The organism is Streptomyces sp. NPDC093510, assembly GCF_040683555.1.
In the GTDB taxonomy this organism is placed as follows: Bacteria; Actinomycetota; Actinomycetes; order Streptomycetales; family Streptomycetaceae; genus Streptomyces.
Window position 1 is genome coordinate 22423 of sequence record NZ_JBFBEE010000045.1, and the last position, 26507, is coordinate 48929.

20 protein-coding genes and 1 rRNA gene are annotated in these 26507 nt (G+C 70.5%); 9 read left to right on the forward strand and 12 right to left on the reverse strand.

Annotated features, from left to right (window positions below; translation table 11 throughout):
- Positions 1-430: 430 nt before the first annotated feature.
- The gene (locus AB0N81_RS40460) at positions 431-997 is read left to right on the forward strand and encodes a DJ-1/PfpI family protein (RefSeq protein ID WP_365367670.1); all 567 of its coding nucleotides are present in this window, start codon (positions 431-433) and stop codon (positions 995-997) included.
- Positions 998-1990: 993 nt separating this feature from the next.
- On the opposite strand, the gene AB0N81_RS40465 is transcribed toward AB0N81_RS40460, so the two are convergent.
- The 3 genes from AB0N81_RS40465 to AB0N81_RS40475 all read right to left on the reverse strand — a co-directional run bounded on the left by AB0N81_RS40465 (position 1991) and on the right by AB0N81_RS40475 (position 5886).
- Entirely contained in the window at positions 1991-4270 is a 2280-nt protein-coding gene (locus AB0N81_RS40465) for a LuxR C-terminal-related transcriptional regulator (protein WP_365367672.1), read from the reverse strand.
- Positions 4271-4370: 100 nt separating this feature from the next.
- Complete coding sequence (locus AB0N81_RS40470) at positions 4371-5042, reverse strand: HAD family hydrolase (protein WP_365367674.1); 672 nt, start codon at positions 5040-5042, stop codon at positions 4371-4373.
- 319 nt (positions 5043-5361) lie between these two features.
- Positions 5362-5886 carry a hypothetical protein gene (locus AB0N81_RS40475; RefSeq protein ID WP_365367676.1) on the reverse strand — a complete coding sequence of 175 codons (525 nt, stop codon included), beginning with the start codon at positions 5884-5886 and terminating at the stop codon, positions 5362-5364.
- A 385-nt stretch (positions 5887-6271) separates the two neighbouring features.
- Here AB0N81_RS40475 and AB0N81_RS40480 point away from each other — a divergent pair, with 385 nt between their 5' ends.
- A complete protein-coding gene (locus tag AB0N81_RS40480) occupies positions 6272-6757 on the forward strand; it encodes an Rv3235 family protein (protein WP_365367710.1) in 486 nt (161 codons plus the stop codon).
- Positions 6758-6938: 181 nt separating this feature from the next.
- Here the strand turns inward: AB0N81_RS40480 and secA are convergent, their stop codons facing one another.
- Positions 6939-9776 (reverse strand): preprotein translocase subunit SecA, encoded by a 2838-nt coding sequence (gene secA / locus AB0N81_RS40485; protein WP_365367678.1) that lies wholly within the window; start codon positions 9774-9776, stop codon positions 6939-6941.
- Between the two features lie 222 nt (positions 9777-9998).
- Here secA and AB0N81_RS40490 point away from each other — a divergent pair, with 222 nt between their 5' ends.
- Positions 9999-10571, forward strand: a complete 573-nt coding sequence (locus AB0N81_RS40490) for a GNAT family N-acetyltransferase (RefSeq protein WP_365367680.1) — start codon at positions 9999-10001, stop codon at positions 10569-10571.
- 168 nt (positions 10572-10739) lie between these two features.
- Positions 10740-11903, forward strand: coding sequence for a crosslink repair DNA glycosylase YcaQ family protein (locus AB0N81_RS40495; protein ID WP_365367682.1), 1164 nt, complete (start codon positions 10740-10742; stop codon positions 11901-11903).
- Here the strand turns inward: AB0N81_RS40495 and AB0N81_RS40500 are convergent.
- The 7 genes from AB0N81_RS40500 to mtnA form a co-directional block, all read right to left on the reverse strand.
- Positions 11896-12639: a response regulator transcription factor gene (locus AB0N81_RS40500; RefSeq protein ID WP_365367684.1), complete on the reverse strand. Its 744-nt coding sequence runs from the start codon at positions 12637-12639 to the stop codon at positions 11896-11898. The two genes, AB0N81_RS40495 and AB0N81_RS40500, sit on opposite strands and share 8 nt — an antisense overlap.
- Positions 12640-12834: 195 nt before the next feature.
- A complete protein-coding gene (raiA, locus tag AB0N81_RS40505; protein ID WP_365367686.1) occupies positions 12835-13584 on the reverse strand; it encodes a ribosome-associated translation inhibitor RaiA in 750 nt (249 codons plus the stop codon).
- Between the two features lie 273 nt (positions 13585-13857).
- Positions 13858-14703: a ComF family protein gene (locus AB0N81_RS40510; RefSeq protein ID WP_365367688.1), complete on the reverse strand. Its 846-nt coding sequence runs from the start codon at positions 14701-14703 to the stop codon at positions 13858-13860.
- Positions 14704-14794: 91 nt separating this feature from the next.
- Positions 14795-16549 carry an LpqB family beta-propeller domain-containing protein gene (locus AB0N81_RS40515; RefSeq protein WP_365367712.1) on the reverse strand — a complete coding sequence of 585 codons (1755 nt, stop codon included), beginning with the start codon at positions 16547-16549 and terminating at the stop codon, positions 14795-14797.
- Positions 16550-16646: 97 nt separating this feature from the next.
- Positions 16647-18707, reverse strand: a complete 2061-nt coding sequence (mtrB, locus tag AB0N81_RS40520; RefSeq protein ID WP_365367690.1) for an MtrAB system histidine kinase MtrB — start codon at positions 18705-18707, stop codon at positions 16647-16649.
- A gap of 1 nt (position 18708) precedes the next feature.
- Positions 18709-19398, reverse strand: coding sequence for a two-component system response regulator MtrA (gene mtrA, locus AB0N81_RS40525; protein ID WP_189176211.1), 690 nt, complete (start codon positions 19396-19398; stop codon positions 18709-18711).
- Between the two features lie 4 nt (positions 19399-19402).
- Positions 19403-20560, reverse strand: coding sequence for an S-methyl-5-thioribose-1-phosphate isomerase (gene mtnA, locus AB0N81_RS40530; RefSeq protein ID WP_365367692.1), 1158 nt, complete (start codon positions 20558-20560; stop codon positions 19403-19405).
- Positions 20561-20700: 140 nt separating this feature from the next.
- Here mtnA and AB0N81_RS40535 point away from each other — a divergent pair, with 140 nt between their 5' ends.
- The 5 genes from AB0N81_RS40535 (at position 20701) to AB0N81_RS40555 (ending at position 26311) form a co-directional block, all read left to right on the forward strand.
- Positions 20701-22020 (forward strand): hypothetical protein, encoded by a 1320-nt coding sequence (locus tag AB0N81_RS40535; protein WP_365367694.1) that lies wholly within the window; start codon positions 20701-20703, stop codon positions 22018-22020.
- Positions 22021-22024: 4 nt separating this feature from the next.
- Positions 22025-22750, forward strand: a complete 726-nt coding sequence (locus AB0N81_RS40540) for a DUF4129 domain-containing protein (RefSeq protein ID WP_365367696.1) — start codon at positions 22025-22027, stop codon at positions 22748-22750.
- A gap of 122 nt (positions 22751-22872) precedes the next feature.
- Positions 22873-24015, forward strand: a complete 1143-nt coding sequence (locus AB0N81_RS40545; protein ID WP_365367714.1) for a DUF4350 domain-containing protein — start codon at positions 22873-22875, stop codon at positions 24013-24015.
- Complete coding sequence (locus tag AB0N81_RS40550) at positions 24012-25001, forward strand: MoxR family ATPase (protein ID WP_365367698.1); 990 nt, start codon at positions 24012-24014, stop codon at positions 24999-25001. The genes AB0N81_RS40545 and AB0N81_RS40550 overlap by 4 nt, the downstream gene beginning before the upstream one ends.
- Positions 25001-26311: a DUF58 domain-containing protein gene (locus tag AB0N81_RS40555; RefSeq protein WP_365367700.1), complete on the forward strand. Its 1311-nt coding sequence runs from the start codon at positions 25001-25003 to the stop codon at positions 26309-26311. Before AB0N81_RS40550 ends, AB0N81_RS40555 begins: the two co-directional genes overlap by 1 nt.
- A gap of 108 nt (positions 26312-26419) precedes the next feature.
- Here the strand turns inward: AB0N81_RS40555 and rrf are convergent.
- A 5S ribosomal RNA gene (gene rrf / locus AB0N81_RS40560) occupies positions 26420-26507 on the reverse strand; the annotation flags it as partial.

Genomic DNA, 26507 nt, shown 5'->3' on the forward strand with positions numbered 1-26507 from the left:
AAGTGATGTGCCGTAACGCCGCGGCACGGGGTCTCCGGCCGGATTCGACGTTATGCCGCGGTGCGGGAAGAGCGGTCGGCTTTCCGCCATTTTCAGCGGTTCCGCTGACGGATGGCATACCCGGCCCTGTCGGCCGCACCGCGAAGAAGCGTCAGCGAGGTCCCGGGCACGGTTGTCCACCGTGTTCCCCGGGCGCAGAGCGGGGGCGTCCATGCCCCCGCGGGATATCGCGCTGATCACGGGTCAAGGCTATCGCTCCGCACCCGGAACCCGTCATGAGCCGTATGTGTACAAAAGCGGGGGTCGAACTTTGACACTCTGCACAGTGCCCCCGCCCGCCATCCCCTCTTGGCAAACAGCCACCGCGCGGGCACGTTGGCGGGAGGGGCGGCCGACAACGGCAGCACCCGTCCGAGGGGAGCGCGGCAAGATGGCAGCGAAGATCCTGATAGTGACCGGCGACGCGGCGGAGTCACTCGAAGTCCTCTACCCCTACCAGCGACTGCGTGAGGAGGGCTACGACGTCCACATCGCCGCCCCCGCCCGCAAAAAACTACGCTTCGTGATCCACGACTTCGAGCCGGGCTTCGACACGTACACGGAGAAGCCGGGCTACACCTGGCCCGCGGACCTCGCCTTCTCCGAGGTCGAGCCCGGCCAGTACGTCGCCCTGGTGATCCCGGGCGGCCGGGCCCCGGAGTACCTGCGCAACGACCCGGAGCTCCGCAAGATCCTCAAGTCCTTCTTCGACGCGGACAAACCCGTGGCCCAGATCTGTCACGGCCCGCTCCTCACCGCCGCGATCGGCAGCCTGAGCGGCCGCAGGGTCACGGCGTACCCGGCGCTCGAGCTGGACATGCAGGCGGCGGGGGCGACCTACCAGGACGCGGAGGTGGTGGTGGACGGCACCCTGGTCTCGGCCCGCGCGTGGACGGACCACTCGGGCTGGATGCGAGAGTTCCTCACGGTCCTCCGCGCGAAGGCCCCGGTCACCTGACCGCTACGACACCACCCACCGCTAGGTATACGGACCCGCACTCCACCCGGCGCACATCGGTATCCCGATCTCCCGCCATACCGATGCCGCAGCAGCAACGCACCCACCAGACTCGGTCCTGCGCCGCTCACGGGGCTGCGCGGGCCCGGGGTGTCGGCAGCACCTGGTCAACTCCCCCACGTCTGTCGTGGCAAGGCACCCACCCCACCACCCCCCGTGCCCGGCCAAGGACGCCTGCCCTTGTCGGCGAGGGCAGGCGTCCCACCCAGAAACCACCCCAGCGCAATGCTGCCCACTCCCAGGCCCCCACCGGACCACCACAGCCGCGAACCGGCCAAGAACCGCGGCCACCGGGCGCGGGCCCCCCGAGGGACGCGGAGGACTGGGCGCCATGGCCCCCACCGGACCGCAGCCGCAAACCCGCCCCGAGGGCGCGGGGGCTCGGGCGCAGGAGCCCCCACCGACCGTTATCCGCACACGCCCCCGAGGGAACGTGAGGAGCTGGGCGCAGGAGCCCCCACCGGACCGCAGCCGCAAAACCGTCCCGAGGACGCGAGGGCTGGGCACCGGGCCGCAGCCGCAGCCGCAGCCGCAGCCGCAAAACCGTCCCAAGGGCGCCGGAGGGCTTGGGCGCAGGAGCCCCCACCGACCATTAGCCGCACACGCACCCGAGGGGACGTGGAGGCCGGGCGCCGACAGCCCCCACCGGGCCGCAGTCGCGCAACCGGCCGGAGGGGACGTGGGGGTATGTGCGCACGGAGCACCGAGCACACTCTGGCGCCTTTGGACTTGAGGCGCGACGCAGGGATAGCGAGTACGTACATACCCCCACGGCCCCGCCCCACAACGCAACAGCAGGCGAGCCCAGCGACCACGCACACACACCCCACGGCCCCGCCCAACCCCCGAGCCCAAGGCGCCCCGCCAAAGGCGCCCCCCGGCCCCCCAGACGAACCCCAGCCACCCCACCCGAGACGCAGACCCCACCCCCACCTACCCCACCTCAACCTCCGCCGCCCCCGCAATCTCCGTCCGCGACCCCACCCCCAACTTCGCCAAAATATGCTCCACATGCGCATCCGCAGTCCGCTTGGAGATGACCAGCCGCTCAGCGATCTCCCGATTGGACAGCCCCTGGGCGACAAGCACAGCGACCTCCCGCTCACGCCGCGTCAACACATCACCCCCCACCCCCCGCCCAACCTCCCGCCCAGGCACATCCGCATCCCCCCGCACCGCCTCCAACACCTGCCCCCCAGACAACCGCGCCCCCACCGCATGCCACCGGTCGAACTGCTTGCCGCCCAACGCCTCCCGCACAGAAGCCCGCACAACCTCCTGCCGCTCCAGCAGCGACGGCAGCATGCCGATCGGATCACCCCCGAGCCGCCGCGCGTTCTCCGCGTACCCGAAAAGCCACGCCGCCCGCACCCACCGCCCTTCGCGCGCCGCCGCCCACGCCAGCCCATGGCAGCACATCGCGGCGACGAGGATCTCGTCGACCTCCCCCGCCGCCTCCATCCCCCGGCACATCGAGGAGACGCCCGCCTCCCACTCCCCCGCGAGCCACCGCACCAGCCCCTGCACCAGCAGCGTGGACCCGTAGACCTGCCGCTCCCCGCTCCCCTCAAGCAGGTCGAGCCCCTGCGCGCACAGCTCCAGGGCGCCCTCCGTGTCGCCGAGGACGGCCCGCAGCAGCCCGGCCTCGTAGCTCATCACGACGAGCCCCAGCCGGTTGTCACTCTCGGCCATGCGCCGCCGCACGTCCGCGAGCTTCACCAGCCCCGACTCGTCCCCGCACAGCGCCGCGAGCCCGTGGGCGTACGCCTCGGCGAACTGCGCGACCTCCTCGTCCCCCGCCCGCTCCGCGCACTCCCGGGCGAGCGCCATCCGCTCGACGGCCGTGGCGAGATCCGCGGTCCAGACGCCGAAGGCACCGGTCGCGAGCAGCCCCCACGCCCGCTCCGAGCAGTCCTCGGGGACCAGCTCCAGCCCCTTCTCGATCCAGTACGCCCCCTCGGAGAGCGTCCCGGAGGCCCGCCAGTGCGGCCACAGCCGCGCCGCGAGGCGCAGCCCCTCCCGCTCCCGCCCCTCGGTCCCGTACGCGTACTCGAGCGCGGCCCGCAGCCCAGCCATCTCCGCACGGACGGCCCGGTGCAGCTCGGGCTGGCCGGCGCCCAGGAATCCCTCCTCGAAGCGCCGCCCGAGGTCCCGGTGGTGCGCGAAGTGCCGCGCCCGCAGCGCCGCGCCCCCGTCACCCTCCACCGCGGCGAGCCGTTCGGCCCCGTACTCCCGGAGGGTGTCGAGCAGCCGATAACGATTCCCGTCCTCGCCGAGCCGCTGCACCACGGACTTGTCGACGAGCCCGATCAGCGGGGCGAGCACGTCCCCCACGGGCAGCGCCTCGTCCCCGCAGACCTGCTCGGCGGCCGTCAGCTCGAAGGACCCGGCGAAGACCGACAGCCGCGCCCACAACAACTGCTCATCCGATGTGCACAGTTCATGCGACCAATCAATGGCGGTACGCAACGTCTGATGCCGCAACAGAGCAGTGCGCCGCCCTCCGGTGAGCACGTGAAACCGGTCGTCGAGCCGCGCCACGAGCTCCTCGATCGAAACGGCCCGCAACCGCACCGCGGCGAGTTCGAGTGCGAGCGGAATGCAGTCGAGCCGACGCACCAGAGCCACCAGCCGCTCCCGATTCGCGTCGCTCACCCGGAACCCGGGCACGACGGCGGCGGCACGCTGCGCGAAGAGCTCCACCGCGTCGTCCGGCGCGAGCGGCGAGACGGGACAGCAGTGCTCGCCCGGCACGTCCAGCGGCTGCCGGCTGGTCGCGAGCACGCACACGTCCGCGGCTTCACGCAGCAGAATGTCGGAGAGCATGGCGCACGCGTCGACGAGATGCTCACAGGTGTCGAGCACGATGAGCAGCCGCCGCCCCTGCAGATGCGCCACGACCGCGTCGAGCGGCGCCATCCCGGACTGCTCCGGCAGTTCGAGGACCGCGGCGAGCGTGGCGGGGATCAACTCGGGGTCCCTCAAAGCGGAGAGCTCGGCCAGCCACACCCCATCCGGAAACCGTTCCCCCAGCCCGGCGGCGGCCCGCAACGCGGTACGGCTCTTCCCGACACCTCCCGGCCCGACCAGCGTCACGAGCCGCGCGTACGCGAACGCGGCCCGCACCCGCGCCAGTTCGTCCACCCGCCCGACGAACGAGGTCAACTCGGCGGGCAGTTGCCCACCCCGCCGCTGCCCGAAGCCGAAACCCATCGCGTTACCGCCCCCGTCACGTCGTCCCGCAAGGCCGAGGATCTCACCTCAGCGTACGCAGTACGACGCGGAGCGTGAACGTGAATCCCCGCAACCGCCCTCAGGCGACGAGCCGCTCCGCCTCCTCGACGGCCTCCGCCAGACTGTCGACGACGGGCACCCCGGCAAGCTCCAGACTGGCCCGGCTGTGCGAGCCACCGGTGTAGAGCACGGCCCGCGCCCCCACATGGGCCGCGGCCACAGCATCGTCGACGGCATCCCCGATGACGACGACCCTCTCCACATCGAGCCGCTGCTCAAGGGCATCTAGATGCCGCGCCATCCGCTCCGCCTTACCGGCGTGCGACTCATCGGTCCGCCCATCGATCCGCACGAAGTACTCATGAATCCCATGCCGCCGCACGATCGGCACAAGATGCTCATGCGGGGCGAGCGACAACAAGGACTGCGTACGCCCGTCGTCCCGCCGCGAGGCCAGCAGCTCGGAGGCCCCTTCGGCCAGCCCGCAGGCCTCCGCCCGCGCCCAGTAGTGCTTGTGGAAGACGGCGTCCATGACCCGCCACTCGGCATCGGTGGGAAGCCGCCCCATCAGCCGCTCGTAGAACCGCGGAACCGGCACGCAGTACAGATCGCGATACCGCTCCAACGTGATCGCCGCGAGCCCGAGCTCCGCGAAGGAGGCATTCGTGGCCTCGATCACCGCATGAATGTCATGCAGCAACGTCCCATTCCAGTCCCACACGATATGCGCCCCGCGCACCAACGTCCCCATACAAAAAACCTACCCTCCCCCATCCCCCAACACCCGCCCACGCCCCCACAAGACGCGGGTCTGAGCACAGGCCCCCCACCGGGCCGCAGCCGCGAAACCGACCGGAGGGGACGTGGGGGTATGTGCGCACGGAGCACCGAGCACACTCTGGCGCCTTTGGACTTGAGGCGCGACGCAGGGATAGCGAGTACGTACATACCCCCACGGCCCCGCCCCGCAGAACAGCAGGCGACGGCAGGCGACCACGCACACACGCCCCACAGCCCGCCCCACAGACGAACAGCAGGCGACCCCGCCCAAGGCGCCCCCGCCAGCCCCCTCAGGCGATCAACCCAGGAATCTCCTGCGTCGCAAACCACAACAGCTCATGATCCTCAACCCCGTCCACCACGAACCGCGCATCCTCGTCCCCCGAATCCGCCGCCCCCAACACCTCAACCGCAGCCCCCACATCCCCCTCCGCATCCCCCGCATCCACATGCACGGCCGCCACCTTCCCCAACGGCAGCACCCCACCGACCCGCACCTCACCGAGCGGCGCCCCATCAGGCGCGGCAACAGCGGCCCCCTCCGGCACATCCGCCGCAAGAACAACCCGCCGCCACGCACCCCCGGCCCCCGTCCCGGCCCCCGCCCCGGCTCCCGCCTCCGCCGCGACCATCCGCAACGACGCCATCGCCGCCCGATTCAACGCCGCGTACTCGAGCTCCTCGATGTCGTCCGAGACGTACCACTCCCGGAGACCGGGCGTAACGGCGTAGGCGACCAGCGGCCCGGGCCCCAGCTCCCCCGCCTCGTACGCCTCGGCAAGCCGGGACAAGGTCACAGGAACGTAGACGCGCATGGGACTGACCGCTTTCATCCGTGTCCGCGACACGCGGACCTCGTGGTCGTGGAAAGACCCCCAGGATACGTGCGGGAGTCCCCCATCGAGCTCCCCCCACCGCCCCCGAAACAGTCAACACCCATACGAAACCTCACCCACCAGCCCCCCACTGCCCCACGACTTCCGACCCCCCGCACCCCCCAGATAGGTGAACCTCAACCCGACCCCCCGCACCCCCACCGCCCCCTTGCTTCGCCCACCCCCACCCCCGTACAAGATCCCCAACAAAAGTTACTCCTCGGTACCACCGAACCAGCCCCACCGTGGACCAGCCCTCCGAACCAGCCCACCGAACCAGCCCCACCGAAGCAACGAGAGGCCCTCCATGTCCCTGCACAAGGTGATGACCAGGCCCCGCCCCCGCCCAGCAGCCACCCGCCCCACCACGTCCCGCCCATCCACAGGCCGCCCCCCGACCCGAAGGGACTCCCGCCGCCCTACGCCCTCCGGCGCACCCGAAACCACCCCCCGCCCAGTCCCCGGCACGATCCCCGCCCAGCCACCCCCACACCCCACAGAGGTCTTCACGGAACGCCTGCTCCTGGTCCTCAGCGGCCAGCGCCCCATGCACTGGGTGGCCCGGCACATCGCCAACACGGCGTTCGACGATCTGGCCCGCCTGGCCGAGCTGAGGCCGCTCTGCACGGACGGCCACCGCCCCACGATCCACCGGATCGGCCACTACCAGCCGCAACCCGAGACGTACGAGGTGTTCGCCCGCATCGCGACGGGCCCGAGGCTGCGCGCGCTGGCGTTCCGCCTGACGCTGGGAGCGGACCTCAAATGGCGCTGCACAGCAGTACAAACAGAAGAACCTGCCACTCCCTAACAGCCCCTCCCCCTCCCCCTCCCCACCCCTCCCCCTGGGGCCACAAAAACGCCAGAGGGGCCGGACAAAAGCCCGACCCCTCTGCACACGCCACATCAACGCTCACGTTCAAAGCGCCAGCGACAACAGCAACGGCAGCACCAACGCCAACGCCAGCGCCAGCGCCAGCGACAACGCCCCGTTACTTCTTACGACGCCGCCCACCCTTCTGAGCCTTGCGCCGCTCCGCCCGAGTCATCCCGTCCGCCTCGGACCGGACCTCGGAGCCGTCCGTGGTGAAGTCGCCCTCGTCGACCCCGCCCTCGGCGTTCGGCGCCTGGAAGTGCAGCCGGTCGGGCCGCTGCGGCGCCTCGAGACCCTTGGCGTGGATCTCCGGCCGAGAGGCCGGCGCCCCCGCCGGCACCGCGTCCTGCGCGCCGTCCTTCGTCAGCGAAGGAGCCGCGTCCTCGAGGGGAACCTCCTCGACCTGCTGCTCGACCTGGACCTCCAGGTTGAACAGGTAGCCGACGGACTCCTCCTTGATGCCGTCCATCATGGCGTTGAACATGTCGAAGCCCTCGCGCTGGTACTCGACCAGCGGGTCCTTCTGCGCCATGGCGCGGAGGCCGATGCCCTCCTGGAGGTAGTCCATCTCGTAGAGGTGCTCGCGCCATTTGCGGTCGAGGACCGAGAGGACGACACGCCGCTCCAGCTCACGCATGATGTCGGAGCCGAGCTGCGCCTCACGGGCCGCGTACTGCTCGTGGATGTCTTCCTTGATGGACTCGGAGATGAACTCGGCGGTGAGGCCCGCGCGGTCGCCCGCGTCCTCCTCCAGCTCCTCGACGGTGACCTTGACGGGGTAGAGCTGCTTGAAGGCGCCCCACAGCCGGTCCAGGTCCCACTCCTCGGCGAAGCCCTCGGCGGTCTCGGCGGCGATGTACGCGTCGATCGTGTCGTCCATGAAGTGCGTGATCTGGTCCTGCAGATCCTCGCCCTCCAGGACGCGGCGACGCTCTCCGTAGATGACCTCGCGCTGCCGGTTGAGGACCTCGTCGTACTTGAGGACGTTCTTCCGGGTCTCGAAGTTCTGCTGCTCGACCTGCGACTGGGCCGACGCGATCGCGCGCGTCACCATCTTGTTCTCGATCGGCACGTCGTCCGGCACGTTGGCCATGGACATCACGCGCTCGACCATCTGCGCCTTGAACAGACGCATCAGGTCGTCGCCCAGCGACAGGTAGAAGCGGGACTCGCCCGGGTCGCCCTGACGTCCGGAACGACCACGCAGCTGGTTGTCGATACGCCGCGACTCGTGCCGCTCCGTGCCCAGCACGTACAGGCCGCCGAGCTCCTTGACCTCTTCGAACTCGGCCTTGACGGACCGCTCGGCCTTCTCCATGGCGGCGGGCAGCGCCGCGGCCCACTCCTCGACGTGCTCGACCGGGTCGAGGCCGCGCTGGCGCAGCTCCGCCTCCGCGAGGTCGTCGGGGTTGCCGCCGAGCTTGATGTCGGTGCCTCGTCCGGCCATGTTCGTGGCGACGGTGACGGCGCCCTTGCGGCCGGCCTGGGCGACGATGGTCGCCTCACGGTCGTGCTGCTTGGCGTTGAGCACTTCGTGCTGGACGCCGCGCTTCGACAGCTGCTGCGAGAGGTACTCCGACTTCTCGACGGAGGTCGTGCCGACCAGGATCGGCTGGCCCTTCTCGTGCTTCTCCGCGATGTCGTCGACGACGGCGGCGAACTTCGCGACCTCGGTGCGGTAGATCAGGTCGGACTGGTCGGCGCGGACCATCGGCCGGTTCGTCGGGATCGGTACGACGCCCAGCTTGTAGATCTGGTGGAACTCGGCGGCCTCGGTCATCGCCGTACCGGTCATGCCGGAGAGGCCGCTGTCGTAGCCTTCGCGCTTGTAGAGGCGGAAGAAGTTCTGGAGGGTGATGGTCGCAAGGGTCTGGTTCTCGTCCTTGATGTCCACCCCTTCCTTCGCCTCGATCGCCTGGTGCATGCCCTCGTTGTAGCGGCGGCCGGCGAGGATACGGCCGGTGTGCTCGTCGACGATCATGACTTCGCCGTCGATGACGACGTAGTCCTTGTCCTTCTTGAAGAGTTCCTTGGCCTTGATGGCGTTGTTCAGATAACCCACCAGCGGCGTGTTCACCGACTCGTAGAGGTTGTCGATGCCCAGCCAGTCCTCGACCTTGGCGACGCCGGACTCGTGGATGGCGACGGTGCGCTTCTTCTCGTCGACCTCGTAGTCCCCGGTCTCCTCGAGGCCCTTGAGGGGGTTGCCGGGCTCACCCTTGGTGAGGCGGGTGACGAGCTTGGCGAAGTCGCCGTACCACTTGGTGGCCTGGTCGGCGGGGCCGGAGATGATCAGCGGCGTACGGGCCTCGTCGACGAGGATCGAGTCGACCTCGTCGACGATCGCGAAGTTGTGGCCGCGCTGCACCAACTCGTCCTTCGACCACGCCATGTTGTCGCGCAGGTAGTCGAAGCCGAATTCGTTGTTCGTGCCGTACGTGATGTCGCAGCTGTACTGCTCGCGGCGCTGGGCCGGCGTCATGTTGGCCAGGATGCAGCCGACGCTCAGACCCAGGAACTTGTGGACGCGACCCATCATCTCGGAGTCGCGCTCGGCCAGGTAGTCATTGACCGTGATCAGGTGGACGCCCTTGCCGGAGAGGGCGTTCAGGTAAGCGGGAAGCGTGCCGACGAGGGTCTTGCCCTCACCGGTCTTCATCTCCGCGACATAGCCCATGTGCAGCGCGGCGCCGCCCATCATCTGGACGTCGTAGTGGCGCTGGCCCAGGACGCGCTTGGCGGCCTCGCGGACCGTCGCGAAGGCCTCGGGCAGGAGGTCGTCGAGCGTCTCGCCGTCGGCGTAACGCTCCTTGTACTCCTCGGTAAGCGCGCGCAGCTCGGCGTCGGAGAGGCTGACGAAGTCCTCTTCGATGGAGTTGACCTGGTCCGCGATGCGGTGCAGCTTGCGCAGGATCTTGCCTTCGCCTGCACGCATGATCTTCGAGAGGACGGACACGGGGGTTGGTCTCCTTGCCGGTCGGGCCTGGCATGGTCGGTTTTACTCGTCGGGCAACGGCCATCGTATGCGAGGACTGGGCCGCGCCGGGAGGTGTGCCATGACGTCAACGGACGAGGGGTGCCGAAGGTGCCGGGTTACGCCCACGAGTGCCGCCCGACGGTGATCACGAAAGCCCGTAAAACGCTGGCTCCCGCGGCGTCGCCCCAGCAGAATCGTTTGATGGAGCCCGTCACCCTCACCACCGAACGTCTGTGCCTGCGCGTCTTCACGCCCGAGGACATCGACGAGACCTACGCGGCCTGCCAGGACCCGGAGATCCAGCGCTGGACGACCATTCCCTCGCCGTACGCGCGCGTGGACGCCGAGAACTTCATCAACCGCGTGGTCCCGGCCGAGTGGCGCGACGACCTGGAGTACACCTTCGCCGTGCGTCCAAGGGAGGGCGGCCCGCTCCTCGCCGCCGCCAGCCTGCACCACCCGCGCTCGGGCACGTGGGAGGTCGGCTTCTGGACGACCAAGGAGCACCGGGGCCGCGGCTATATGCGGGAGACCGTGCTCGGCCTCGCGCGCTGGGCCTTTACCGACCTGCGCTGCACCCGCCTGGAGTGGCGCGCGGAGGTCGGCAACACCGGCTCGCGTGCGGTCGCGGAGAAGGCCGGCTTCACCGTGGAGGGCGTGCACCGCGCGGGCCTGCTCAACAAGGACACGCTCCGTGACTGCTGGATCGGCGCGCTGCTCCCCTCGGACCTCGATATGCCGTCGCCGTACCCCTACCTGCCCGCGAGGACGTGAGGACGTGAGGACGCAAGGGGCGTGACGGCTCGAGGCGTGAGGCGTGAGGCGTGAGGCGTGACGGCGTGAGGCATGACGGCGTGAGGCATGACGGCGTGAGGCATGACGGCGTGAGGCATGACGGCGTGAGGAGTCGCGCTGTCAGTGCCTCCCCCTATCGTTCGGACCATGACGAGCCTGCCGAGTCCCGCCATCGAACTCTCCGCCGACGAGGCCCGCCGCATCGTCCTGCGCGCCCAGGGCTTTCTTGGAGCCCCCGACCGCAGGTCCGGGGTGCGGGGCGTTCTGCGCCATCTCGGCGCGGTCCAGCTCGACACGATCTCGGTCCTGGCCCGCTCGCACGAACTCATTCCGTACGCACGCCTGGGCGCCGTCGGCCGCGACACCGTCGAAGCGGCGTACTGGACGGATACGCACGCCTTTGAGTACTGGTCGCACGCCGCGTGCATCCTCCCCATCGAGGAGTGGCCGCACTTCGCCTTCCGCCGCCGCGCCTACCGCTCCCGCCCGCACTGGCACCACGACCTGCCCGCCGGTGCGTACGACCAGGTCATCAAGCAGCTCCGCGCCGAAGGCCCGCTGACTGCCACGGAGTTGGGCGGCGCGAAGAACAAGGGCGAGTGGTGGGACTGGTCCGAGTCGAAGATCGCCGTCGAGCGGGCGCTGATGCACGGTGAGGTCGTGTGCACGGAGCGCCGCTCCTGGAAGCGGGTGTACGACCTGGCGGAGCGCGCCGTCCCGGACGCGCTGCTCCACGACGACCTGGACGACGCGGAGTGTCTGCGCCGCCTGGTCCGGCTGGCCGGTGAGGCGCTGGGCGTCGGCACGCGCGCGGACATCGCCGACTATCACCGGCTCAAGGGCGAGCAGTTCGACGCGGTGGTCGCGGACTCGGGACTGGTCCCGGTGACGGTGCGGGGCTGGGCCAAGCCGGCCTGGGCGGACCCGAAGGCGCTGGCGACGACGCCCCGCGGCCGGCACCGCACGACGCTCCTGTCCCCCTTCGACTCACTGGTCTGGGAGCGGGCCCGCACGGAGCGCATCTTCGGCTTCACGCACCGCCTGGAGGCGTACGTGCCCAAGCCGAAGCGGATCCACGGCTATTTCGCGATGCCGCTGCTCGCGGGCGGCAAGCTCCTCGGCAGGGTCGACCCCGCGCGCGAGGGCACCACTCTCGTGGCCAAGCAGGTCGCGCTCGACACCCCGAAGGCGGTCGCCCCGATGGCTCAGGCGCTGCTGGAGGCGGCGTCCTGGGTCGGCTGCGATTCCGTACGCGTGGAGCGGGTGAACCGCCCCGAGCTCACGGCCGAGCTGGTGCGGGCCCTCACCTGATCTCGAGGATCTTCTCCCGCATCGCGTAGACGACGGCCTCCATCCTGGAGTGCAGCTGCAGCTTCTCCAGGATGTTGCGCACGTGGTTCTTCACGGTGTTCTCGGAGATGAACAGCTCTTTGGCGATGTCGCGATTGTTCATGCCGGTGGCGACCAGCTTGAGCACTTCGAGCTCCCGCTCGGTGAGCCGGGGCGCGGGAACGAGCCGCCGCTCGTCGGTGCGCTGGATCATCGACTTGAACTCGGTGAGCAGCTTGGACGCCATCGACGGACTGATCTGTGACTGCCCGTCGGCCACCGCGCGGATCGCAGTCGCCACCTCGTCCGTGGAGATCTCCTTGAGGAGATAGCCGGTGGCGCCCGCCTTGATCGCGTCGTAGAGGTCGGCCTCCTCGTCACTGATCGTCAGCATGATGATCTTGGCGCTGGGCGCGACCTCCTTGATGGAGGTGCACGCCTCGATGCCACCGCGCTTCGGCATGCGTACGTCCATGAGCACGATGTCCGGCAGCAGATCGGCGGCCTTGTCCACCGCCTCGGCGCCGTCGCCCGCCTCTCCGACGACCTGGATGTCCTCCTCGGCGGCGAGGACGATCTCCAGACCCCGGCGGAAGAGGGCGTGGTCATCCACCACAAGGACCCTGATGGGCTCCTTGCGTGGGGCGCCCGCGTCCGTGCCGATGCCGGTGCCGTCGCCGGCACTCTCGTGACGCATCGGTCCGAAGCTGTCCGCCATCGTTCCTCCCCCATGAAGGCCGCGGCCTGTTTGTGCCTCTGCTGCGCCAACCCCAGGCGGCAGCAGACCGGTTGACCGGCCCGCCCATGATTTCATGCCTGGCGCCGGTGCGGTGCGCGCAGTGGGCGCACGGTGGTGCCCCTGGGGGCGCACAGGCGCTCCAGGGGCACCACCTCGGCCGTCACGGGGCGGTGGTCAGCCGCCGAGGGCGCCGCCCCCGCCACCCGTCTCGGCCTTGGCGACCATGGGGTCGGTGTTGAGTCGGATGACGCCGTAGTCGTAGGCGTGTCGCCGGTAGACGACGCTGGGTTCCTTGGATTCGGAGTCGACGAACAAGTAGAAGTCGTGTCCGACCAGTTCCATCTCGTAGAGCGCCTGGTCGAGTGACATGGGTGCCGCGACGTGCGTCTTCTCGCGGACCACGAGGGGTCCTTCGCCCTGGACCTCCAGGGAGCCGATCTTCTTGACCGGCACGCCGTCCGGCTCTTCGTCGCGTGCGATGGAGCCGTCCCCGTTGAAGTGCGCCGCGTCCGGGACCCGTTCGGCGACCTCGGCGGCGGAGAGCCTGCCGTTGCCCCGGCGGTTGTGGCGCTTCTCGTGCTGCTTGCGCAGGCGCGCGTCGAGCTTGGCGGTGGCCAGGTCGAGCGCGGCGTAGGGGTCGGCTGCCGATGCCTCGGCGCGGATCACGGGCCCGCGCCCGCGGACGGTGATCTCGACGCGGTCGGAACGGTCGGCCTGACGCGGGTTGGTTTCCTTGGACACCTCGACGTCGAGGCTGATCACCTTGCCGTCGAGCTTCTGGATCTTGTCCAGCTTCAGCTTCTCGGCCACGTGCTTGCGGAACCGCTCGGGCACCTCGGTCTTGCGGCCCTTGACGACGATGTCCACGCAGAACTCCGTTCCCGGATCGCCCCGCTTCGGCGGCGGAGCATCTCCCTTTTGCACCAGACCCCGGTGACTCCCGGAGCCTCGGACTCGGTGACTTCCACCTCCTCCTCCCCCATGGGCAAGATCTCCACCCCACCGGCCCGGGTGATTGCGTAACCCAGACCAGCACAGGCCGGCACAGACCGGTATTCCGATATACGAGGGACAGCGTCCGCCATTCCTCACAACCGAACATATCTCGCCCGGACGGATGTCGTCACCCTCTACTGCGGCGTACCTCCATTCAGGTGTAACGACCCTCTCATCACCTGCAACGATGCAAGTTCTCAGTCAGTTCCGGTTTATTTCGAAAGAATCCGGCGGCGCGGCGACAACGGCGGCACCGATCGTGTTTTCGCAGCCCAATACCCGCCTTCGTACAACCCCCGTTCCCGGATCTCGTACGGCCTCCGCTCCCACGTTCCCTTCCGTGTGTACGGCACGTAATGCCCGGGCGGCCTCCGCCAAGGAGGCACCCGTGGTCATGAGGTCGTCCACGACCACGACCCGGCCACCGCTTCCCAGCAGCCGAGCGCCCCCGGCGGTCACCTCCAGGGCGCCCGCCAGATTGGCCTGCCGCCGCCGGGAGTCGAGCCCCGACTGGTCGGCCACCGCACGCCGCTGCCGCAGCACCGCGAGCACCCGCGCCGGAACTCCCGCCCGACGCAGCTCACCCGCCGCGGCAAGGGCGATCCGCCGCACCGGGTCATGCCCGCGGGCCCGCACGGCGGCCCGCGCCGAGGGCACAGGCACGAGCGACAAAGGCATCACACGCCCCTGTGGGCCCTCCTGTGTGCCGCCTACCCACGTTTGCGTGCCCCTATCGCCGACAGCCCAGGATTCGCCCCGCAGACCGGCACACACGGCCTCGGCCAACGCGGACCCCAGAGGCGAGGCGAGCCCCAGGGCGCCACGCTCCTTGTGCGCGAGCAGCACGGCCCGCACGGCGTCCTCGTACGGCGCCGCGGCGTGCACGACGGGCAGGCCGGGCGGCGCCGGCTCCGGCCGCACCCGGCGCGGCACGGCCCCGCACAGAGCGGCACGGCACCCGTCGCAGAGCGCCGTCCGTGGTTCCCCGCAGCCTCCGCACTCGGCCGGCAACACCAGGTCGGTGAGGTCCTGCCACCACCCCCGCATGGCCCCACTGTGCCAAGGCCCGGACGGGGCGGCCACCCCTGTGGACAACCCCCTGTGGACAACTAGCCCGCGGCCACTGCGCTCGCCGCTGTCACCCCGGGTAGACCGGAGCCAGCCCGTCCTTCACGACCGTCTGCCACTGCGATCCCGTGGGCAGCCGCACGATCCCGTCGTCCGAGTGCGCCACCAAGGGCTGTCGCTCGTCCTCGGACGCCGCGACCTCCTTTACGCCGGTCAGGCCGGGCAGCGCGGTGCCCGGAAGCACCGAGCCGTCGCACTGTACGTACCGGATCTGCTGCACTCCGCCGGTCTCCCGGCCGACCACCACGAGGCGGCTTCCGCCCGCCCACGACATGGCCGTGACCTCTTCCATCCGCGGAGCCGCGGGAGTGGGGTCGAGGACCGAGATCTCAGGCCGCTCTCCCTTGCCCTCGTCCCGCTCGGCCCGGCCGATCCACAGGGACGTCTTGCCGTCCTTCTCCACGAGGAAGGCTATGCGCACGCCGTCGGCCGACACCCGCACATCCTGTATCTGCCCGTCCAGAGCGGGCACCTCGACCTCGACCGGCTCACCCGCGCCCTGGTCGAGCCAGAGCAGCCGCGGCCGCTTCGGATCACGGTCGGCCACCCACAGATTGCCCCTGCCGTCCCAACTCGGCGTGGAGAGACGGTCCCCCTCCGACTTCGCCTTGCTGCGCAGCTGCGCCTTTCCGAGCCCGTCGTCCGAGAGCAGCGACGCCGTGTACAGCGACTTGCCGTCGAGGGAGACCCCGGCCGCGCGCTGCTCGTCGCGCGAGACCGCCGCCGAGCGCAGCGGCTGGTCACCGGTGCCGAGAGCGCCCGTCACCGGTTCCGGGTCCGCCGTGCTCCCGGAGTTGGCCGGCATCCGCACCAGCCGGCGCTTCTCGTCGACGAAGTACTGGTTGTCGGGGCGGTCCGCACTGCGGTGTGCCGCGACGGTCTCGGCGCGCTCCTGGCTCAGCACACAGAGCATCGAGCCGTTGGAACGCTGCAACGTCACCTGTTCGACCCCCGAGGGCGTCAGGTCCTGCAAGGTGAAGAGCAGTTGTGCCGCCATCTCCTTGCACTTCGTCTGCCCGACCCCGTCGGACCGGCTGTTCAGCTGTACGGTCAGTCTGTTCTGGTCGTCCAGCGTCAGTGACTTGTCGGGATCCTTGAGCTCCGCACCGGACGGGAAACTCGAGAGCACCACCGGGCGGAGCCAGTTGGTCGGACCCTTCAGCAGCGTCTTCACCGTCTGCGTCAGCGGGTCGATGCGCTGCCGGATGTACACCGGGTCCGCGACGAGCCCCGTCCGGCCGCTCACCCCGGCCCCGGCGGGACCGGCGAAGTAGTACTTGTTGACGGTCCGGTAGATCCGCTGGAAGTCCGACTCCCCGAGCACCACACCCGGCGGCGGCTGGTCGATGCGCCACTCGTTCCCGCCGGGACCGCCCTCCTGGCTGAGGTGCACGGACTGCGTGTACGCCCCGTCCTCGGGACGGTACGCGTGCTGGTCGTCCACCCGCGCGACCTGATGTCCCGTCAGGGAGTATCGCCGGCTGCCCTCAGCCTCGTTGCCCGCGTTGCCCGCGTCCGTGTTCGGGCCGTCGGCGAGCACCGTCGTGGACTCCTCCGGATTCCACTGCCGCGACGCCTTCTTGGTCAGGTACTTGCGCGCCATCGCGAACTGCGGATCGTCACTGGTCAGCGCCTCCAGGAAGCCCTGCACGATCTCCACGGGCCGTGCGCCCTCGCGCGGCGGCATCGCGTAGACACGGACCTGGGACTGCGAGTCCGGGCGCTGCGAGGCGTCGACGGACTTCAGGTTCCCGCTGTCCGGCATCGAGGCGCACCCCGCGAGGAGCGCGCCGCAGCTGCCCAGCAGCAGTCCGGTGCGCAGCGGACGTCTGCGGCCCGCACGGCGGCCGTGCCCGTCGGGATCAGCGCCCACGAGTGTTCTCCTCTTCCCTGTCCGCATCCGCATCCGCCCCGGCCCCGGATGCCTCGCTCGGCGGTTCGTCGTCCAGCGGTCGGCGCGACACGACCCGGGACCCGTTGCCGGGCAGCGCCGTCGGGTCCACGGGTCCGGCGTGCAGCAGGCGCGGCGGTATGGGCCCCTTCGCCGGCACGGGCGGCGGCACCCTCTCGGACGCCGCAGCGGACGCCTGCGCGGGGACCGTCGCCAGCTTGTTCGCGCCGCCGGGGGGCAGCCCCGCGTCGTTCAGGCCACGGTGGCGCCGTGAATCGTCGGGCTCCAGCGGTATCGGCGAACCCCGCAACGGCTCGTCCGCCGTCCTCGGCAACGTGAGCCTGAACTGCGAGCCACCGCCCGGCTCGCCCCACGCCTGCAGCCAGCCTCCGTGCAGCCGCGCGTCCTCCAGTGCGATGGACAGCCCGAGCCCCGTACCACCGGTCGTCCGCGCGCGTGCCGGGTCCGCCCGCCAGAAGCGGCTGAACACCCGGGTCGCCTCACCGGGCTTGAGACCCACTCCGTAGTCCCGCACCGCGACGGCGACCGCGCCGCCCGCGGCGGCGAGCCGCACCGTGACGTCCTTGCCCTCGCCGTGCTCCACGGCGTTGACCACGAGATTGCGCAGGACCCGCTCCACCCGCCGCGCATCGGCCTCGGCGACCACCGGCTGCTGGTCCCCCACGACCACTATGCGCGTGCCCTTGCGCTCGGCGAGCGGCTCCGCACCGCCGACGACCCTGCGCACCACTTCACGGAGGTCTATCGGCTCTGCCTCGAGGGCGGCCGCCCCCGCGTCGAACCTGCTGATCTCCAGCAGATCCGCGAGCAGCGACTCGAAACGGTCCAGCTGGTCCGCGAGCAACTCGGCCGACCGGGCGGTCACCGGATCGAAGTCCACCCGCGCCTCATGAATGACGTCGGCAGCCATCCGCACCGTCGTCAACGGCGTACGCAACTCGTGCGAGACGTCGGACACGAACCGCCGCTGCATCCGCGACAGCTCCTCCAGCTGCTGGATCTTCAGCTGCAGGTTCTGCGCCATCTTGTTGAAGGCCTCACCGAGCCGCGCGATGTCGTCCTCACCGGTGACCTTCATACGTTCCTGGAGGCGCCCGGCGGACAACCGCTCGGCGATGCCCGCGGCCATCCGGACCGGCGTGACGACCTGCCGCACCACCAGCCATGCGATGGCGCCGAGAAGCACCACCACGAAGAGCCCCGCGGTCGCCAGCGTCGTCCTGACGAGGTTCAGCGACTCCTCCTCCTGCGTCAGCGGGAAGAGGTAGTACAGCTGGTACGGATCGCCGTTGAGGTCGTTCAGCCGCTTGCCGATCACCAACGCGGACTGCGGCTCACGGCCGTCGTCGTACACGACCCGCGTATTGGCCTGGTAGACGCCGGTGCCGTCGTCGACCTGGCGGCGCAGCTCTTCGGGCACGCTCAGTATCGGCTCCACGCGGCCCGAGGCCCTGGACCCGCGCACGCTCCCGGAGTCACCCGCGGAGGTGGGGCTCAACGTCACCACGGCGAACGCGTTCTGCCCACCGCTGGACAGCTGCTCGACGAGGTCGGACATCCACACGGCGGCATTACGTCCGTCCGCCGTGCTGCCGTCCTGGCCCTGCCCCTGGCCGGCGCTCTGTCGCGCGGCGCTGACGCTGTCCTGCGCGGCCCGGAAGCCACCGTCGGCCTGGCTCTGCGACGCCTTCACCTTGGCCTTGAGCAGGCCGTTGTTCACGGAACTCATGACGGCGAAACCGAGCATGAGAACCACGCCGAGCGACATCAGCAGGGTCGTGACGACCACCTTGAGCTGGATGTTGCGCCGCCACAGCCGCACTGCGGGCAGCAGCGGGCGGCGCACCCAGCGCACGAAGAGCCGGAGCACAGGACTGCCCTGCACTCCGCCCTGCAACAGCAGCCCGCCGTCGACGAGCCGCCCGAACCGGGACGCGCGACGCGCCGGTCCAGTCCGCCCCGAGCGAGCCCCCGGACCTCCGGGCGCCGAGGTGGAACTGTCCCGGGACACGTCAGCTCGGTCCGGCCTTGTAACCGACGCCACGGACGGTCACCACGATCTCCGGCCGCTCCGGGTCCCGCTCGACCTTCGACCGCAGCCGCTGGACGTGCACGTTCACCAGACGGGTGTCCGCCGCGTGCCGGTAGCCCCAGACCTGCTCGAGGAGCACCTCACGCGTGAACACCTGCCACGGCTTGCGCGCCAGCGCGACCAGCAGGTCGAACTCCAGCGGCGTCAGCGCGATCGACTGCCCGTCCCGCTTCACGGAGTGCCCGGCCACATCGATGACCAGGTCACCGATGGCCAGCTGCTCCGGCGCAGGCTCCTCAGACCTCCGCAGCCGCGCCCGGATCCGGGCCACGAGCTCCTTCGGCTTGAACGGCTTGACGATGTAGTCGTCGGCCCCGGACTCCAGGCCGACCACCACATCCACCGTGTCGCTCTTGGCCGTGAGCATGACGATCGGCACCCCGGACTCCGCCCTGATCAGGCGGCACACCTCGATGCCATCGCGCCCCGGCAACATCAAATCCAGCAGTACAAGATCCGGCTTTGCCTCCCTGAAAGCGGCCAGCGCCTTGTCGCCATCAGCTACGAACGACGGCTCAAAACCTTCACCACGCAGCACAATCCCGAGCATCTCGGCCAGTGCGGTGTCGTCGTCGACGACAAGGACTCGTCCCTTCATGCCTGACATCATCCCATTAGCTAATCGTTACCTGGCGTGACCTGGCACACAGCTCGGCAAGGCCCTCTGCTGTCACAGGTGACAGAACGCCCTCTTCCGTGACGATCGCCGTCACCAGCTCCGGCGGCGTCACGTCGAACGCGGGGTTGTACGCCTGGGTCCCCAGGGGTGCCACCGGAATCCCGCCTCCCGCTTCCATCCCGGCCACCGGCACATGCGGCGCCGTGACCTCCGTCACTTCATGTCCGCCCCGCTGCTCCACCTCGATGGCCGCCCCGTCCGGGGTGTCCGGGTCCACCGTCGTCACCGGCGCCACCACGACGAACGGCACATGGTGGTACTTGGCCAGGACGGCGAGCGGATAGCTCCCCACCTTGTTCGCCACCGAACCGTCGGCCGCGATGCGGTCGGCACCGATCACCACGGCATCCACCTCACCCGCCGCGAACAGCGAACCCGCCGCACTGTCCGTGAGCAAGGTGTACGCCATTCCGTTCCGCGCCGCCTCATACGCGGTGAGCCTGGCCCCCTGCAGCAGCGGCCGCGTCTCGTCCACCCACAGCCTGCGCAGACTCCCCTCGCGGTGCGCCTTGAGCGCCACCGCGAACGCCGTACCCTCCCCTCCGGAGACCAGAGCCCCCGTATTGCAGTGCGTGAGGATGCGGTGCCCACCCCCTGGCAGCAGCTCGTCGAGCAGCGCCAGGCCGTGCGCCGCCATCCTCGTGCTGGCCTCGGCATCCTCGGCATGCAACGCCCGGGCCGCATCGAGCGCCGCCGCCGCGGCCTCCTGGGCATCCGCCCCACCCGCGATCGCGGTACGGAACGCCGCCTGGGCCCGGCGCACTCCGTACGCGAGGTTCACCGCGGTGGGTCGCGCCCCCGCCAGCGAGCCCGCCGCCTCGTCCACGTCGAACCCCCGGGCCGCGGCGAGCGCGACGCCGTACGCCCCCGCGATGCCCAGCAGGGGTGCCCCTCGCACCGCGAGCGTCCGGATCGCCTCCACCAGAGCCGGTGCGTCGGTGCACACCAGCTCACTCTCCTCGCCCGGCAGCCTGGTCTGGTCGAGCACGACCAGCACGGGGCCTTCGGGTGGGTCGTCCCAGCGGATCGCGGGGATCCTCGAGATCTCGGTCGGCCGTATGTCCTCGCTGGATTGCGCGTACTGATCAGCCATCCGCCCAGTCTGCCCCGTACCCGGCGGACAATTGAAGGTGTACAGCCTCTACGCCGCCCGGTCACCCGGCGCCCGCACCGTGGCACGATGGCTGGCAACCTGCCGCCGCACCCGCGGACGGGCACCTTGAAGGAGCGACGATGAACGACACTCCGGGCTGGGCCTCGCCCGGATCTGCCCCCTCCGACGGACAGGACTCCGGCAAGCCGGATGCCGCCGAGCCCGCCGACGACGGCCGGCAGAGCGGCCAGTCCAAGTGGTCCAAGGAGCAGCCGCCGCCCGCCCAGTGGTCCCCGCCCAGCAACACGGGCCCGGGCCAGACGCCGCCTCCCCCGCCTCCTCCGCCCGGTCAGGGCGGCGGCTGGGGCTGGGGCGGCCAGCACCCCGGCGGCCCTGGTGGGCCCGGTGGCCCGGGCGCTCCGGGAGGCCCCGGCGGCTACCGCGGCTGGGGCGCCTGGCAGGGCCCCCCGCCCGCCGCCAAGCCCGGCGTCATCCCGCTCCGCCCGCTCGGCGTCGGCGAGATCCTCGACGGCGCGGTGTCGACCATGCGCGCCCACTGGCGCACGGTCCTCGGCATCTCCCTGACCGTGGCCGTGCTCACGGAGATCATCGTCGTCCTCCTGCAAGGTCTCGTCCTGAACGAGTCCGTGGACTCCGACGTCCTCGACGACCCGAGCGCGACCGTCGGCGAACTGACCCGCGCCATGGGCGACACGCTGCTGAGCTCCGGAGTGGTCCTCGGAATCACCCTGCTCGGCACGATCGTCGCGACGGCCCTGCTCACGATGGTCACCAGCCGTGCGGTCCTCGGTAAATCGGTGACCGCCACGGAGGCGTGGCAGGACTCCCGCCCCCAGCTGGCCAAGCTGTTCGGACTGACCCTGCTCATTCCGCTTATCGGCGTCGCGATCGTCGGGGTCGGCGTCCTGCCCGGCCTGCTGATCGCGCTGGCCGGAGCATCCGACGCCGGCGCCGGCCTCGCCGTCCTCGGCGGCCTCGGTGCGGGCATCGTCGCCCTGTGGATCGTGGTCCGTCTCTCCCTCGCCTCCCCCGCACTCATGCTGGAGAAGCAGGGCATCAAGAAGTCCCTGATCCGCTCCACCAAGCTGGTCCGCGGCTCCTGGTGGCGGGTCTTCGGGATCCAGCTGCTCGCCGCGATCATCGCCAACGTCGTGGCGTCGATCATCGTCATCCCGTTCACGTTCATCGCCGGAGCGGTCAGCGGCGAAGGCGTCACCGGCTTCCTCGACAGCACCGGCGAGCTGGGCTGGACGTTCCTGATCGTCAGCGGCGTCGGCTCGGTCATCGGGTCCATGCTGACGTTCCCGATCACGGCCGGAGTCACCGTGCTCCTCTACATCGACCAGCGGATCCGCCGCGAGGCCCTCGACCTCGAACTCGCCCGCGCGGCCGGCCTCCCCGGCCACGGCCCCACCCCGTCCGGCACATCGGGGAGCTGATGCGGTGACCGCGGCGGGGGCAGTACTCAGAGGGCTCGGAGCGGCACCGCTCCTGCCGCGCACCGGCGACGACCCGCCAGTGACCATCCCGCGCGACCCCGCGCGGGAGGCGGCCGAACGCGAACTGTCCAAGCCGATGTACCACGAGGACGATCCCAGCCTCTTCCAGCGCGCCCTGAACCGCTTCTGGGGCTGGGTCGACGACCTGTTCTCCGCCGCCTCTGGAGCCACCCCCGGCGGCGGGTTCGGGCTCCTGGTCATCGTGCTGGCAGTCGTCCTCCTGGCCGTCGCCCTGTGGTGGCGCCTCGGCACCCCGCACCGCACCGCCGGCTCTGCCCCCGCCCTCTTCGACGACCGCCCGCGCAGTGCCGCCGAACACCGCGCCGCCTCCGAAGCGCACGCCGCCCAGGCCCACTGGAACCAGGCCGTGCAGGAACGCATGCGCGCCGTCGTCCGCGCCCTCGAGGAACGCGCGCTCCTCGACCCCCGCCCCGGCCGCACCGCCGACGAAGCCGCCGCGGAGGCAGGCCGCACCCTCCCCTCCCACACCGGCCGACTCCGCTCCGCGGCCCGCGAGTTCGACGACGTGACGTACGGCGGCCGCACCGCCGGCGAAGCCGCGTACCTCCGCCTGGCCGAGCTCGACCACGACCTGGACAACACCAAACCGGTCCTGACCAGCGCCGCCCACACCACACCGAGCAGCAGCTCCCAGGGAGCCGCCGAGTGACCGGCCGCCCCACCCCCTCCACCGAGCCGCCCCAGCCCTCCGCGCCCACCGCCGCAGAGCAGCGGCGGACCGACGCCCCGCCTCCCGCGGCCTCGACCTCGGTCTCCCCGACACCCCGTCAGATCTGGACCCGCTCCCGAGGCATCGTCCTCGCCCTGGTCGTCCTCCTGGTGGCAGCCGTCGTCATCGCAGCGGTCCGCTCCGGCGCCCAGCACGGCCGTCTCGACCCGCGCTCCGCCGACTCCCACGGCAGCCGGGCCGTCGCCGAACTCCTCGCCGACCGTGGCGTCTCCACCCGCGTGGTCACCAGCACCGAAGCCGCCCGGTCCGCGGTCGGCCCCGACACGACCCTCCTCGTGGCCAACCCCGACATCCTCACCGAAGGCCAGCGCTCCCGCCTCCACGCGGCCACCGAAGACTCCGACGGCCGCACCGTCCTCGTCGCCCCGGGCACCCCTTCGGTCGCCGACCTCGCCCCCGGAGTCACCGCGGAGACCACGACCAGCGCCGACTCCGCGCTCTCCCCCGACTGCTCCCTCCCGGCGGCCCGCCGCGCAGGCACCGCCGACATGGGCGGCATCCGCTACGACACCCTCGCTCCCGACGCCGAGGCCTGCTACCTCAGCGACGGCCTGCCCAGCCTTCTGCATCTCCCCGCCCCCCGTGGAAAGGGCGACACCGTCGTCCTCGGCGCCCCCGACATCCTGTACAACGACCGTCTCGACGAGCAGGGCAACGCCTCACTCGCCCTGCAACTCCTCGGCTCCCGCCCCCACTTGGTCTGGTATCTCCCCGCCCTCTCCGACGACCGGGCAGCCTCCGAATCCGAACGCCGCAGCTTCTTCGACCTGATCCCCTCCGGCTGGCTCTGGGGCACCCTGCAACTCACCGTCGCCGCCGCACTCGCCGCCCTGTGGCGCGCCCGGCGTCTCGGCCCTCTCGTCGCCGAACGCCTCCCCGTGGCCATCCGCGCCTCGGAAGCCGTCGAAGGCCGTGCACGCCTCTACCGCAAGGCGAACGCCCGCGACCGCGCAGCCTCGGCCCTGCGCACTGCCAGCCGCATCCGCCTCGCCCCTCTCATCGGCGTGTCCCCGACACAGGCCCACGTACCGGAGACCCTGATCTCCGCGCTGACCACCCGACTTCACACCACCGGCCAAGACCTGCACCCCCTTCTCTTCGGGCCGCCCCCGGGCAACGACGCAGCTCTCATCGCCCTCGCCGACCAACTCGACGCCCTCGAAAGAGAGGTACGCCACTCATGACGGACCCGACCACTGACACCGGGCCCACCGGAGATCCCCGCAGCTCACGCGCTTCCCTCGAAGCGCTGCGCGCCGAGATCTCCAAGGCCGTGGTCGGCCAGGACCCAGCCGTCACCGGTCTCGTCGTCGCCCTCCTCTGCCGCGGTCATGTCCTACTAGAAGGAGTCCCTGGGGTAGCCAAAACGTTGCTCGTCCGCGCCCTCGCATCGAGCCTCGAACTCGACACGAAGCGCGTCCAGTTCACCCCCGACCTGATGCCGAGCGACATCACGGGCTCCCTCGTCTACGACGCCCGCACCACCGAGTTCTCCTTCCAGCCCGGCCCGGTCTTCACGAACCTCCTCCTGGCCGACGAAATCAACCGCACCCCGCCCAAGACCCAGTCCTCGCTCCTCGAAGCGATGGAGGAACGCCAGGTCACGGTCGACGGCACACCGCGCCCGCTCCCCGAGCCCTTCCTCGTCGCGGCCACCCAGAACCCGGTCGAGTACGAGGGCACGTACCCCCTTCCCGAAGCCCAGCTGGACCGCTTCCTCCTCAAGCTGACGGTCCCTCTTCCCTCCCGCCAGGACGAGATCGACGTCCTCACCAGGCACGCGGAAGGCTTCAACCCGCGCGACCTGCGCGCCGCCGGCGTACGCCCCGTCGCGGGTGCCGCCGATCTGGAAGCCGCCCGCGCCGCCGTCGCCAAGACCTCCATCTCCCCCGAGATCACCGCGTACGTGGTGGACGTCTGCCGCGCCACCCGCGAATCCCCGTCCCTCACCCTCGGTGTCTCCCCCCGAGGCGCCACAGCGCTGCTCTCCACGGCCCGCGCCTGGGCCTGGCTCACCGGCCGCGACTACGTCATCCCTGACGACGTCAAAGCGCTGGCACTGCCCACCCTCCGCCACCGGATCCAGCTCCGCCCGGAAGCCGAGATGGAGGGTGTCACCGCCGATTCCGTCATCAACGCGATCCTCACCCACGTCCCGGTCCCCCGCTGATGGCCCTCACCGGACGCACCGCCCTGCTGGCCGCCCTCGGCACACTTCCCGTGGGCCTGTGGGAACCCAGCTGGACCGGCATCCTCGCCGTCAACACCCCACTGGCCCTGGCCTGTGCCTGCGACTTCGCCCTGGCCGCCCCCGTACGCCGCCTAGGCCTGACCCGCTCCGGCGACACATCCGTACGCCTGGGCCAGCCCGCCGACGTGGAACTCACCGTCACGAATCCCTCCGGCCGCCCCCTGCGCGCCGAGGTCCGTGACGCCTGGCCCCCGAGCAGCTGGCAGCCCGGAACGGAAGTCGCCGCTTCCCGTCATCGATTGACCGTCCCGGCCGGCGAGCGCCGTCGCCTGACGACGCGCCTGCGCCCCACCCGCCGAGGCGACCACCAAACCGACCGCGTGACCGTCCGCTCGTACGGCCCCCTCGGCCTCTTCACCCGCCAGGGCAGCCACAAAGTCCCCTGGACACTGCGCGTCCTACCGCCTTTCACCAGCCGGAAGCACCTCCCTTCCAAGCTGGCCCGCCTGCGCGAACTCGACGGCCGCACCAGTGTGCTCACGCGCGGCCAGGGCACCGAGTTCGACAGCCTCCGCGACTACGTTCCCGGGGACGACACCCGCTCCATTGACTGGCGGGCCACCGCCCGCCAGTCGAGCGTCGCGGTCCGCACCTGGCGCCCGGAACGCGACCGCCACATCCTCCTGGTCCTCGACACCGGCCGCACTTCAGCAGGTCGAGTGGGCGACGCCCCGCGTCTCGACGCCTCCATGGACGCGGCCCTGCTCCTCGCCGCCCTCGCCTCCCGCGCCGGCGACCGCGTGGGCCTCCTCGCCTACGACCGTCGAGTACGTGCCCTCGTCCAGGGCCGTTCAGCGAGGGACGTGCTTCCCTCCCTGGTCAACGCCCTGGCCACTCTGGAGCCCGAACTCGTCGAGACGGACGCTCGAAGCCTGACCTCGACAGCCCTTCGCACAGCCCCTCGCAGTTCCCTGATCGTGCTGCTCACCAGCCTCGACACGGCCCCCATCGAAGAGGGCCTGCTGCCTGTACTTTCCCGCCTCACCCAGCGCCACAAAGTACTGGTCGCAGCGGTTGCCGACCCGCACATCGAGAAAATGGCGGCCTCGCGTGGAACAACAGAGGCGGTCTACGACGCTGCCGCAGCCGCCCAAGCCCAATTGGAACGCCACCGCACAGCGGAACAACTCAGACGGCGTGGCGTCACCGTCGTAGACGCCACCCCGCACCGTCTCGCCCCCGCCTTGGCGGACGCATACCTCTCCCTCAAAGCCGCCGGCCGCCTGTAAAAACCCTGTAAGCGACAACAGCGCTGAGAGGCAGAAAGAGAGAGTCCCTGAAACGCAAAAAAGCCTCGCCCCCAGACAATGTCTGGGGGCGAGGCTTTATCAAAAGGAGTTCGGCGGCGTCCTACTCTCCCACAGGGTCCCCCCTGCAGTACCATCGGCGCTATGAGGCTTAGCTTCCGGGTTCGGAATGTAACCG